Consider the following 12,378-nt stretch of genomic DNA (forward strand, 5'->3'; position numbering starts at 1 on the left):
GCTCCTTGGTGCCGGCAATTGAGTCAGGAGCCGGATTGACTCCTCCCATTGTAACCACTTTCGAAAAATTCAAAACAGCTATCGACGCTTCCCCTTTTTTTCAGGCTCGAAGAGCTTCGCCGCAGCGCGGAGCTGTTCGGGGGTCCCGAGGAGGAGCACCATGTCACCCTCCTTAAACTGCCAGACCGGATCGGGATTGGGGGTCATGTCCGCCCCCCTCTTGATGGCGACCACGGAAGTTCCCGACCACGCCTTCAACACCCCTCCCCTCAGGGTCTCCCCTTCCAGGAGAGCCCCTTTCTTGACCCGGAAGCTGCCGATCTCGGCCCCGGAGAGGAAGCCCGCGATGCCGACGGCATGGCTGTAGCGTTTGCTGGCGCTCCGCAGCATGCCGTAGCCGTCCTTCCTGACATCTTCCACGCAGCGGTCAATGGCTTCCTGCGGGATCAGGAACCTCTTCAGCACCCTGGAAAGGATCTCCACCGAGGTCTCGAATTCCTCCGGGATCACCTCGTTCACGCCGACCTTGAAGAGGGGCGCCATCTCCAGGAGGTACCTGGTGCGCACTATCACATGAATGGAGCGGTTCATCTGCCTCGCCAGTGCCGCGATGTGTCTGCTGCCGGCCGCGTCCGAGATGGCGATAACGACGATGCGGGCCTCGGCGATGCGGGCATGGGCCAGGACCTCCGGTCTCGAGGCATCGCCGAAGATGATTTTCACCCCCTTCTTTTTCTCCTCCCTCACGGTGTATGGGTTGGTGTCGATCACGATGTGCCGGATGTTCAGGTCCTTCAAGACCCGGACCAGGTTCCTGCCGTTCACGCCGAAGCCGACGATGATGACGTGATCCTCGAGCCGCAACTCGTCCTCGGCGTCCACGAGGGTCGCCCGGCCCATCATCCAGGCATGGGGGAGCACGTGACGCAGCGAATGGATGGCCGGACCCGCCGCCTTCATGCACAGGGGGGTCAGTCCCATGGTGGCGATCGAGGCTGCCAGGAAGATCTGGTAGGTCTCGGGAGTCAGCAGGCCATAAGAGAGGCCGGTCTTGGAAAGAACGAAGGAGAATTCCCCCACCTGGGCCAGCGAGACGCCCGACAAGAGGGCGATGCGCAACGGGAGCCCCATGCCGACCCCCACCGCCGAGGCCAGCAGGGCCTTGAGAGCCATGATGGAGAGAACGATGCAGACGAGGAGGAGCGGGTACTTGAGCACGATGGCAGGCTGCAGCAGCATTCCGACCGAGATGAAGAAAAGGCTCATCAGCGCCTCGCGAAAAGGCATGATGTCGCTCAGAGCCTGGTGGCTGAACTGCGATTCCGAGATGGAGAGCCCGGCGATGAAGGCGCCGAGAGCAAGGGAGAGCCCGGCCTGGGCGGTGAGCCAGGCCGTGCCCATGGCGATGAAGATGATCATCAGGATGAAGAGCTCACGGCTGCGGGTCCTCACCACCTGCTCGAAGATCCACGGCACGATGAAGCGTGAGCCGAAGTGGGCTGCCAGGATCACGAAGGTGGCCTTGGCGGAGATCAGGATGAGTTCCACCGCCCCATGCCCCGCTCCCGCAAGAAAGGGCGTGTACAGCATGAGGGGCACGATGCAGAGGTCCTGGAAGATCAGGACGGCGAGGGCGGTCTTCCCCTGGGGCGTATCCATCTCGCCGGCGTCCATAAGGAGCTTCATCACGATGGCGGTACTGGAGAGGGCGACGAGGAAGCCGAAGAAAATGGACTGCGGGTTGGAGAGACCAGCGAAGGCGCCGATGACGGCGACCGCGCAGATCGTCAGCACCATCTGCAGTCCCCCGCCGACGAGGGCGATACGCCGGATGCGCACCAGTTCCTGCAGGGAAAATTCGATGCCGATGGTGAAGAGGAGGAGCACCACGCCGTACTCCGCCATCTGCTCGACCTGATGGGTATCCCGGATCAGCCCCAGGGCATGAGGGCCGGCCAGTACCCCGGTGGCCAAAAACCCCACGATCGAGGGGACCTTCAACCGCTGCAGCAGCACCACCGCAACCAGAGCGAGGCCGAACAGGATCACGATCTGTATCAACCCGTGGAACTCCATGCCTACCCCCTAGCCCAGCTTGCCGAAGATCCCCCGCCGCTCCATCCATTTGGCCAACTCCAGTACCGGCGAGACCGAAAAAGATGCCAGCAGGACGATGAGCCAGTCCTCCCGGGACAGGGGGAAGGTGCCGAAGGGACGCTGCAGGGCCGGGAGATAGACGATCACGATCAGCAGGATGACTTCCCAGAGGATGGCCAGGTTCAGCCATCTGTTGGCGAAGGGACGCCGCAGCACCGAGTGCCGGTCGGAGCGGAAATTGTAGGCCTTGAAGAACTGGATCAGCACCAGCGAGACGAAGGTCATCATCATGGCCTGAAGGTCGCTGCGACCCGAGGAGCGGGCCCAGACAAACAACGAGACGTTGACCAGGGTGGACCAGAATCCGCCCACCAGTATGAGAGTGACCACCGGCCGTGTGAATACGCCGCTTGCGGCCTTACGCGGCGGACGTCGCATCAGCTCTTCATCGGAGGGATCGACGGCCAGCGCCAAAGCCGGCAGGCCGTCGGTGGCAAGGTTCACGTAGAGGATCTGAACGGCGGTCAGGGGCAAGGGAAGGCCCAGGAGGAGCGCGCCGGCCATGAGCCCAATCTCCCCGATATTAGAGGATAGGAGATACATCAGGTATTTCTTGATGTTGTCAAAGATGCCGCGACCTTCCTCGATCGCCGCTACTATGGAGGCGAAGTTGTCATCGGTGAGGGTCATGGCGGCGGCCTCCTTGCTGACCGCCGTACCGGTGATCCCCATGGCGATCCCGATATCCGCCTTTTTCAGCGCCGGCGCGTCATTGACGCCGTCACCGGTCATGGCCACGATCTCACCCTTCGTCTGCAAGGCCTTCACCACCCGCAGCTTGTGGGCAGGCGAGACGCGGGCGTACAGCTGAATCGATTCCACTTCCTCTTCGAACTGCGCCTCGGGCATCAGGTCCAGTTCCTTTCCGGTGATGGTCCTGCCATCGGTCAGTATCTCCAGTTCCCGGGCCACGGCCTGCGCGGTCACGGGATGGTCGCCGGTGATCATGATCGGCCTGATCCCGGCTTCGCGACAGGTCCGTATGGCAGCCACAGCTTCCGGACGCGGCGGATCGATCATCCCCACCAGCCCCAGGAAGGTCATCTCCCGTTCGGCGTCCTCCCTCCTCGCCCCCCTCTTAAAGGCGATGGCGAGGACACGCAGGGCGTCGTCAGCCATGATGCGGGATATTTCCCTGATCTCTGCCCTTGCGGCCTCGTCCATTGGGACTTCCCCTTTGGACGAAAGCCTGCCCAGGCAGGATTCAAGGATCACTTCCGGCGCCCCCTTGGCGTAGGCCACCACCTCATCGCCATGAGAATGGAGGGTGACCATGCGCTTGGACTCCGAGGTGAACGGTATCTCGTCCAGACGGGGAAACTGACCGTCGAGGCTCCGCTTCTCGAGCCCTGCCTTGGCCGCGGCGACGATGAGCGCGCCTTCAGTGGGGTCGCCCTTGACGCTCCAGCTGGAGATATCTTTCTGGTAGAGGAGCTCTGCATCGCTGGCGAGTGCTGCGGCCTGCAGCAGCAGGATCAAGGGGCCGGAAGGCGCCGCCACCTCGCCCCGGAGCGAGAAGTTTCCTTCCGGCTGGTAACCGGAACCGGATACCTGGTAAGAGTCACCGCCGACCACAATCCTGCGCACCGTCATCTCGTTACGGGTGAGGGTCCCGGTCTTGTCGGAGCAGATGACGGTGGTGCTCCCAAGGGTCTCTACTGCGGCCAGGCGTCGCATGAGGGCGTGGCGTTTCACCATCCGCTGGACACCAAGGGCCAGGGATATGGTCACCACGGCGGGCAATGCTTCCGGCACCACGGCGACGGCCAGGGCGATGCCGAAAATCAGCATCTCCAGGAAAGGCTCACCCCGCAAAAGGCCGAGAGAGATGATGACCGCGACGCCTACCACCGCCGCCCGGGCGAGAAGTTTCCCGACCCGGTCCAGGTTTTCCTGCAGCGGCGTCCGTCCTGTCTGGACGCTTCCCAGCATGCCGGCGATCCTGCCGAACTCAGTCTCCATGCCGGTGGCAACGACAACTCCCCTGCCCCGCCCGTAGCTCACCGAGGTTCCGGCGTAGGCCATGCCGACGCGATCCGCCAGCGGAGCTTCCTCGGCGACGGGGCGGCAATCTTTTTCCACGGCGAGAGATTCACCGGTAAGGGGGGCCTCGTTCACCTGCAGGTTGATCGCCTCGAGCAGGCGCAGATCCGCCGGCATCCTGTCTCCCGTCCGCAGCACCACGACATCTCCGGGGACCAGGTCGCGCGCCGGGACATTTCGCTCCGTCCCCTCACGGATGACAGCGGCAGCAGGGGCAGCCATCTGCCGCAGCGCCTCCATGGCCCGCTCGGCGCGAAACTCCTGGGCGAAGCCGAGGAGCGCGGCAAAAACGACGATCACCCCGATGGTAAGGGCCTCGACGCCGTGCCCCAGGATGATCGAGAGGAGGCAGCCCGCCAGCAGGATGATGATCAGTACGTTCTTGAATTGGGCGAGGAGAATCGACCAGGGAGAGGTGCGGTGCCCGGACTGGAGCTCGTTAGGGCCATGCTCAGCGAGCCGCGAGGCTGCGGCCGCCTCGTCCAGCCCGGCAGCGGTGGTGCCGAGCAGCGAGCAGACATCGTCCACCGCCAGCGAGTGCCAGGGATGAGGAGTATCGTGGGAGGGAGAGTCCATTAATGACACCCGTAAAGGCTGTTAACAGGGATGGACAGGATGAACAGGATGAACCCCCGGGGACCCGCATGGTCGTAATGAGGCATGGGACTTCATGCTGCCTTGTCCTGCGAAACTGTAGGCAAAGGCCAGGGGATAGCACCTGAAGGGCCAATGATGATTCGCCCCTAAAGTATTTGGTTTTTCATCCTGTCTATCCTGTCCATCCCTGTTAACCGTAGGAGCGCCCTTCCGGGCGCGAACTTTTTTACTGCGCCAGGCGCTTGAGAACCTGCTGGAGCTTGCGCAACTCCTCGCCGTAGCCTGCCCAGTCCCCCTGGCGCTGCAGGTTGGTGGCCCGCTCGAAAATGGCCATGGCCTCTTTGGCCAGGTCGGAAGTCGAGCCCTTCGCGGCCGCGGCCGGAGCCGTCGAAGCGGCAGCGGGAGCGGGTGCTCCTGCCCCCTTCCCTCCGAAGATCCTCTGCAGGGCCAACTCCAGGGTCTGCTCCATCACCACCTCGTCCCCGTAGGCCACGATCACCCGGCGCAGCTCCGGAAGCCCCCCCTTCTCCGCTGCCAGGTAGAGGGGCTGCACGTAGAGGAGCGACTTCTCGATGGGGATGACCAGCATGCTCCCGCGTATCACCTCCGAACCCCGCTGGTTCCAGAGGGTCAACTGCTGCGAGATGAAGGCGTCCTGGTTGATGCGGGCATCGATCTGCTTCGGACCGTAGATCAGGCGGTCGCGCGGGAAGGTGTACACCTGGATCTTCCCATAGTTGGCGCCGTCGCACCGCGCCGTGAGCCAGGCGGCGAGGTTGTCCCGCCTGGACGGGGTAAACGGGAGGAGGAGGATGTATTCCTCCGTCTTCTCCCCCGGGAGCTTCATCACCGTGTAGTACGGCTCCATCATCTTCTCGCCCAGCATCGGTATCTCCCAGAGGTTCTCCTTGTTGTAGAAAACCTTGGGGTCGGTCATGTGATAGGCGGCGAAGATGGAGGCCTGCAACAGCAGGAACTGGTGTGGATAGCGGACATGCCGGCGCAGGTCTTCGGGCATGGCGGAAATCGGCTTGAAGAAGCTCGGATAGATGCGTGAATAGACCTTGGCCATCATGTCGGCCGGGTCGATCAGATAGAAGGTCACGGTGCCGTCATAGGCGTCGACGGTAACCTTGACCGAATTCCTCATGTAGTTGATCCCGCCCTTGAGCGGCTTCGAGTAGGGGAGCCTGGTGGAGTAGGTATAGGCGTCGATGATCCAGGTAAGCCCCCCGCTGCCGTTGACCACCAGGTACGGGTCGACGTCGAAGCGCAGGAAAGGCGCCAGTGTCCTCACCCGCTCCACGATGTTGCGGTAGTAGAGGATGCGGCTTTTGTCGGTGACGTCCGAGGATAGGAGGATCTTGTCCGATCCGAAGCGCAGGGCGAAAAAGGCCTTGTCGGCGAGGGAGCGGATGGGGACGCCCCCTTTGCCGGCGTAGGTGGTGTTGATATTACCGGCTGCGGTGGGATAGCTGAACTCCGGGATATTGGTTCCGACCAGGACGTAGTTGTTGGAGAGTTCGCCGTAGTAGATCTCCGGCCGGGTCACCTTGATGTCGGCCAGGCTCACCGGCGGGATGTCCTTGAGGAAGAACTCGGGGAGCCCCTCCTTGCTGATCCGGCTGACCGGTCCCATGGTGAGGCCGTTGCCATGGGTGAAGATCAACCGCTCGTTGATCCAGTTCCGGCTCGGGAGGTCGGCGTACGACAGCTCGCGCGGCGAGAGCATGACCTGGGTGTAGCGCCCGTTGACCATGTAGCGGTCGTTGTCGACGTCGAAAAACTTGTAATAGGTCCTGATCTGCTGCAGTTGGCTGAAGGTCTTCAGCAGGGGCTCGGTGTCCCAGAGCCTGATGTTTTTCACCGTGGCGTCGTTATTGGCGATGTCGGCTGCGTTGAGCTTCAGGTCCACGTCGAACGGGACCGTCTCGATTTTCTCGAGGTCATATCCCATGCGGGTGAAGTTGATGCTGTTGCGGATGTACGGGGTCTCCAGGTCCAGCTCGTTGGGCGCCACCTTGAACTTCTGCAGCGCCGCCGGATACGCCACCACGCCGATCCCGTAAACCGCGAAGAGGGCGACGACGGGGGCGATGCCCAGGCGCCAGGCCCCCTTCCACAACCCCACGGCGAAGACGATACCGGCGATCGGAGCCAGGGCCGCCAGGATGCCAAAGGCGAAGAGCCTCCCGTTCACGTCGGCGTACCCCGCGGCGTGGAAGGTGCCGCTCCCCGAGAGGAGGAGTTCATAGCGGTTGAGGTAGAACCCGGCGGCAATAGTGAGGGAGTAGATCGCCGCCAGCACCGCCAGCTGCCTTCTCAGCTTGTTTTCAATGACCGCGCCGCGGGCGGTGATGGAAATGCCTCCCCGCAGGTAGTAGAGGACTGCGACCAGCAAGGCCGTCAGCGGGACCAGGAAGCCGGCAAAGGCCACGGACTGCTCCAGCAGTGGGAGGCTGAAAAGGTAGAAGCCGATATCCTGACCCAGCACCGGATCGGCGATCCCGGCGTTCAATCCGTTCACGAAGAGGAGCAGGTTTTCCCACTGCAAGGCTCCCCAGTTGCCGACAAGAACGGCGAGGATGCAGCTGACAAAGATGCTGACCGGTCGTACCAGACGAGCGGTTTCGTCGCTTCTCAGCTGATAGACGTTGCCGCCTTGCCGGTAGAGCTTGGTGGTGGAGAGCGATCCGCGGTAGGCGAAGTGCAGGTTGACCAGGACGAAGAGGAGGAAGATCCCCCCGAAGCAAAGCCCGGAAGCTAACTGCGCCACCACGTTGGTCTTCAGCAGCGGCAGATACCCTGTCTCGGTGAAGAAGAGCCAGTCGGCGTAGAAATTGACCAGGCTGGAGAGAAGGGAGACGATCAGCAGGAAGAGGAAAATAAAACCAATGATGATTCTGCGTTTCCGCATGAAGAAAATCCCTCCGGTCGAGCGGTAATAAATTTAAATGGCCAGGGCAAACCTGATGAAGTCCATGGTGAAGTTCACTATCGCGAAAGCGCCCAAGGTCCCCATGACATTGCAGGCCATGGAGACGGCAGGGTCCCGGAGCTTCCAGGCGAGAGGAAGCAGGAAAAACGACATCAGGCCATAAAGGAGCAAGCTAAGCCATGTGGCCGTTAGCGGAAGCCTGTCGGATAGCGAGAGCTTGTCCGTCACCGTGAGGAACAAGGTTATGCCTCCGGCCCAGAGCAGCATCCCCTTCCATCCCCCCCTGGTTCCCACCCAGAAGGCAACGATCCAAGCAGCCGTTTTCAGAAGCATGAAAAGGTAAAGCATGGCTACCTCCTTCTCATATATCCGCGCTGCGGCCCGTGTGTCACTACCCGTTTATGGTATCACCTCGTGTTGAACTTTCGAATCACCCGCTTCGTCAGGGGATATATCGCGCCCGGTCGACCAGGGTGCGGTAGGCCAGGATATAGAGGGCGGCATTCCAGGACTGCCTCGCCATCCCCATCGGTTCTCCCGTCTCGCCCTGGAACCACTCGTTGAACTCCCAGTCATTCACCCGACTGGCCACCGCCAGCCTTTCCAGCTCCGCCCAGGCCTCCTTGATCTGCCCGAGCCTCGACAGGAGGATCACCCAGAAGCCGCCGACGAAGGGCCAGATGCCGCCGTTGTGGTATTGCCAGGGCAAGTTCTGCAGGTGCCGCTGCATGTACGGCCGCCAGCTAAGCGTTTGCTGCCCGATCGGCGTCCCCACCACACGGATCGGATATGGGTGGTTCACCTTCATCCTGAAGAGCTTCCCCACCGCCTGGCAGGCTCCCGATGCGGTGCCGACTCCGACCAGGTAGGCAAGGATGTTGCCGAAGACGTCGGTCTCATCCCCCCAGGTGGAGAAGTTGACGAAACTGAGGAAGAACGGCGATGGTCTGGAACGGTTGCGGATGTAATGCATGAGCAGGCGGGCCCGCCTGTGTTCAGGCACCACGTTTCCGAAGGGCCAGAAGAGGAAGTTCGCGTAGTCCCGCGTCTGCGTGGCGGTGGGCAGGTTATAGAGCTTCTTGACCCAGTACCAGAGGGTGTTGGTATAGAGGACAAATCCCGACCTCGGCATGATGTCCGCCCAGTCACTGGCCTCACCCTGCTGGAGCAGGTACCAGACCTGGTGTTCCTGGCATTCGAGCCAGCGCAATCCCAGGGATATCCGGGAAGAGAGCTCCTCCCCCAGGCGCCCTTCAGGAACGGTGCGGTCCATGAAATTGATGGCGATCAGCCACCAGAGGGTCGCGTCGATACAGCCGGCGTACCAGAAGTCGGCCTCTCCTATTTCGGGCTTCACGTACTTGGGGATCTGCCCGTTCGGCGCCTGGAACTTCGCCAGGGTCAAAAGGCCATCCCGTGCCGACTCGATGAGACCAGCCTCGCCGGTGACCGCCATCCCGATGGCGCAGATGGCGGCATCGCGGCCGAAGATGCTCGTGTAGTTTCGCCCGATGGATTTTTTGTTGATGGCCGACGCCAGCACGCCGCCGGGAGTGGAGTTTTCCCGCAGAAGCGCCAGGGACTCGCGGTAACAGTCGTCGACCAGTTGGCTGTTCAGGGTAGGCATGGAACAACTGTACCATAGACCGTCCAACCCTCCGGCGAACCCGCACGATCCGACAGGTCAGTCCGATTAGTCCGATCCGACAGGTCCGTCCGATCCGTCCGATCCGTCCGACAGGTCCGGCAGGTCAGAGAATGCTAAAGAGGAATGGGAACCTTGGTGAAGGTAGGCTTCCCGTCTTTAACCCTGACCAGCAGGATGTGAAAGACAGGATCACCGGGATAGCCCATGGTGACCAACTGCGCGCCGGCCCCGCCGGTGATGAAAGCCGGGACCCCACCGAAGACGGAGCTGTCGAAGAGATGGACATGAGAGAAGAAGACGCCGTCGACGTTGGCATTGGCCAAGATGCTCATCAGGTCCTGAGCCCCTTCGGTAAAGGTATGCCAGGTCCAGCGGTCGGTCTTAGGCGGTACATGCATGGCGACAAAGCGGGCACCGGCGGGGGCTGACAGTTCCCTCCTGAGGTAATCGAGCTCCGTGGGCTGCAACACGTTGCCCGCATTATCGACGGCGACAAGGTCGAGGCCAAGCCTTTTGCTCCTGAGGGTGAAATGGGAGGGGCCGATCTTTCTGGCGAAGACTCCGCGGTTCTCGTGGTTGCCGATGACCACGAAGAGAGGCATTTCCGGCGCGGTCTCTTCCACCAGGGACAGGAAATGCGCGGTCTCTGCCTCCCCTCCCCTGTCCGAATAGTCGCCGCCATGGAGAATGAAGAGCGGATCGTACGACTTGGCAAGTCTCAGCGCCTTCTTGAAAACTTCATCGCCGTCGCGGCTGTCGCCCAATACCACGAAGGTGTAGTCGTTGCGCTTGGCCTTGAGCGCCTTGGCCTTGAAGTGCGTAAGGGAACGCTGGTAGAGAGTGTCGGCGAAGCTGATCTGGCAGAGAAGAGGAAGCAGCAGGAGGGCGAATACAAGCTGGCGCAGCAATATCATCAGGGAGGTCCTCATAGGCAAAGATAGACCCTGTAGGAGGCAGAATTGACTTTCAGCTGTTCACGACATTGCGCTTGAAGCTGCCTATACAAAGCTTGCAGATTTCTTCAATCTGCTGACGCTGGACTGGAGAGAGACCTTCAACGGCGGGGAGTTCATAGGAGTGGTTATCGCAGCAAAGGCAAAGCGCACCGAGATCAAGACCCACATTATTGTCTTCCATAGCATCGCTCCCTCATTGAGCAGCTAAGAATCAGCTAATGTGCAAATTAGCATAGCTCTCAGAGAGAATCAATAAAATAACGGTGCGGCTATGAGTATGGACGGGGATGAAATGACAACAGGGGCTGAAGTAGCCCCTGTCATAAGGAAGGATAAATGCGCCCTTCGACAAGCTCAGGGCGAACGGTTGCAGATGCGGAGGTCATGAAATCGGTTCGTGCCGAGCGTCGAAGCACGCAGCTCGGTTTGGATGAATCCGTTCGTGCCGAGCCCGTCGAAGCACGCAAGGCTGTTTTAGCTCCTGGCCAGTGTACGCCTCTTCCTGCTGTGGCTCGATCTGTTATCGGCCTTGGCCACCCGCGAGATGCGTGAGTTGCGGCGCACCCCGCAGCTCTTGGCAGACAGTTTCGCCACCCTTGCAATACGCTGGAATTGGTTCTGCGGTTGCGGCTTCACCCTCGGGATATTGGTGGCCACCAGCACGCCATCCTTGACGTAGACCTCGATGGCTGAGGAAGCAGCCGCTTCCACAATCTTGGGATCCACAGTGGCATCCGCCTTGGCCACTTCATATGGCTTGGCCGGCGCGCGATCCTGGCCAGGAATCCTGAAATCGGCGGCAGCAACGGTGGAGACTTCGCGACGCAAGTTGTTGAAGCTGTGCGTGTCGCTGTAGTTGACGCGTCTGGTCAAAAGGATCACGAACATGTCCTGCTGCGGGTCGATCCAGATCGAGGAGCCGCTGTAGCCGGTATGACCGAAAGAGGCATCGGAGAAATGGGTCCCCTTGGGGGCTGAGTACCCGGAGCTGATGTCCCAGCCGAGGCCGCGCCGCGCCCCGCCATTGCAGGAGTAAGGCGTCGTCATCTGGGTCACTATCTGCTCTGAGAGGATGCGCTTGTTATCGAGGGTGCCGCGATTGAGCAAAAGCCTCGCGTAGCGGGAGAGATCGTAGGCGGTGGTGAAGAGCCCCGCATGTCCGGCGACCCCTCCCAGGCGGCGGGCATTGCCGTCCTGGACGACCCCGCCGGTGTATCCGGAGGTGGGGGCGATGGAGCCCGCGTGCTCGCGCGGGGGAAGGAACATGGTTTCCTGGGCGCCCAGCGGCCCGTAGATCTCCTCCTGGCAGAAGGCATCGAGCGTTTGCCCCGAAACCCGGTGAACAAGCTCTCCCAGCAGGATGAAGTTGATGTCGGCGTAGTGGAAGCGGCTGCCGGCATGGGCATGCCGCTCGGAAGCCGCCTTGCGGATGGCGCTCTGCATCGGCTGCGAAGAGCTGATGGCGACGTCATCGAGCCCGGAGGTGTGGGTCAGCAGGCTGAGGACGGTGATGTCGTTGTGGCCTGCCTCGGAAAATTCGGGGAACCAGCGCGCAATGGGGTCTGAAAGGTGGATCTTTCCCTCATCCAGCAGCTTCATCACTGCGGGAGCCGTGGCGGTGACCTTGGTCAGCGAGGCGATGTCGAAGATGGTGTGCTCGTTAAGGTCAGACGAACCTGCGGTTCCATTGAGTTTCCCGCGGGATGCCGAGGCGATGATCCCCTCGTGATTTCCCACCACCACTACTCCACCGGCGATGAGATTCTGGGCGATGGCCCTGTCCAGAAGAAGGTCGATGTTCGAGGAGTGGACGGGCGACGACGCTTGTTCGGTCGCCAAACCAAGCGACGGAACAAGTAACGGGCACAGCATGAGAACGGTGATGATTATGCGCACGAGGTACCTTTCTTTAGAGGGGGGAACGACGGCGAATGGAACTGGAGCGAAAGTGCGTCATCTGCGTTAGAGCAAGAAAATGATCTAACTGTAACTGTTACTGCAACCCTTCAATCAACCTTGGCTAAGATACAGTAGTAACA

General features: G+C 61.2%; 8 protein-coding genes. All 8 read right to left on the bottom strand.

The genetic code is table 11. The features are described 5' to 3' along the window. Nucleotides 1–78 precede the first annotated feature (78 nt). On the bottom strand, nt 79–2,076 hold the full coding sequence (locus tag AC11W3_RS04230) for a monovalent cation:proton antiporter family protein (protein ID WP_484090264.1): 1,998 nt from the start codon (nt 2,074–2,076) through the stop codon (nt 79–81). A gap of 9 nt (nt 2,077–2,085) precedes the next feature. Next, nucleotides 2,086–4,776, bottom strand: a complete 2,691-nt coding sequence (locus AC11W3_RS04235) for a cation-translocating P-type ATPase (protein ID WP_484092556.1) — start codon at nt 4,774–4,776, stop codon at nt 2,086–2,088. Between the two features lie 247 nt (nt 4,777–5,023). Continuing rightward, complete coding sequence (locus AC11W3_RS04240; protein ID WP_484092557.1) at nt 5,024–7,714, bottom strand: UPF0182 family membrane protein; 2,691 nt, start codon at nt 7,712–7,714, stop codon at nt 5,024–5,026. 33 nt (nt 7,715–7,747) lie between these two features. After that, the gene (locus tag AC11W3_RS04245) at nt 7,748–8,083 is read right to left on the bottom strand and encodes a hypothetical protein (protein WP_484090267.1); all 336 of its coding nucleotides are present in this window, start codon (nt 8,081–8,083) and stop codon (nt 7,748–7,750) included. A gap of 94 nt (nt 8,084–8,177) precedes the next feature. Further along, nucleotides 8,178–9,362, bottom strand: a complete 1,185-nt coding sequence (locus AC11W3_RS04250) for a glycoside hydrolase 100 family protein (protein ID WP_484090268.1) — start codon at nt 9,360–9,362, stop codon at nt 8,178–8,180. Nucleotides 9,363–9,496: 134 nt separating this feature from the next. After that, entirely contained in the window at nt 9,497–10,297 is an 801-nt protein-coding gene (locus AC11W3_RS04255) for a metallophosphoesterase family protein (protein WP_484092558.1), read from the bottom strand. 52 nt (nt 10,298–10,349) lie between these two features. After that, on the bottom strand, nt 10,350–10,520 hold the full coding sequence (locus AC11W3_RS04260) for a hypothetical protein (RefSeq protein ID WP_484090270.1): 171 nt from the start codon (nt 10,518–10,520) through the stop codon (nt 10,350–10,352). A gap of 293 nt (nt 10,521–10,813) precedes the next feature. Continuing rightward, nucleotides 10,814–12,235 (bottom strand): serine hydrolase domain-containing protein, encoded by a 1,422-nt coding sequence (locus tag AC11W3_RS04265; RefSeq protein WP_484090271.1) that lies wholly within the window; start codon nt 12,233–12,235, stop codon nt 10,814–10,816. Between the last annotated feature and the right edge of the window lie 143 nt (nt 12,236–12,378).

This window comes from Geomonas sp., from assembly GCF_056994735.1.

What these genes read in the sequence shown, in the direction of transcription:
- AC11W3_RS04230 (WP_484090264.1), bottom strand. Translation starts at nt 2,076, where the DNA reads ATGGAGTTCCACGGGTTGATACAGATCGTGATCCTGTTCGGCCTCGCT.
- AC11W3_RS04235 (WP_484092556.1), bottom strand. Translation starts at nt 4,776, where the DNA reads ATGGACTCTCCCTCCCACGATACTCCTCATCCCTGGCACTCGCTGGCG.
- AC11W3_RS04240 (WP_484092557.1), bottom strand. Translation starts at nt 7,714, where the DNA reads ATGCGGAAACGCAGAATCATCATTGGTTTTATTTTCCTCTTCCTGCTG.
- AC11W3_RS04245 (WP_484090267.1), bottom strand. Translation starts at nt 8,083, where the DNA reads ATGCTTTACCTTTTCATGCTTCTGAAAACGGCTGCTTGGATCGTTGCC.
- AC11W3_RS04250 (WP_484090268.1), bottom strand. Translation starts at nt 9,362, where the DNA reads ATGCCTACCCTGAACAGCCAACTGGTCGACGACTGTTACCGCGAGTCC.
- AC11W3_RS04255 (WP_484092558.1), bottom strand. Translation starts at nt 10,297, where the DNA reads ATGATATTGCTGCGCCAGCTTGTATTCGCCCTCCTGCTGCTTCCTCTT.
- AC11W3_RS04260 (WP_484090270.1), bottom strand. Translation starts at nt 10,520, where the DNA reads ATGGAAGACAATAATGTGGGTCTTGATCTCGGTGCGCTTTGCCTTTGC.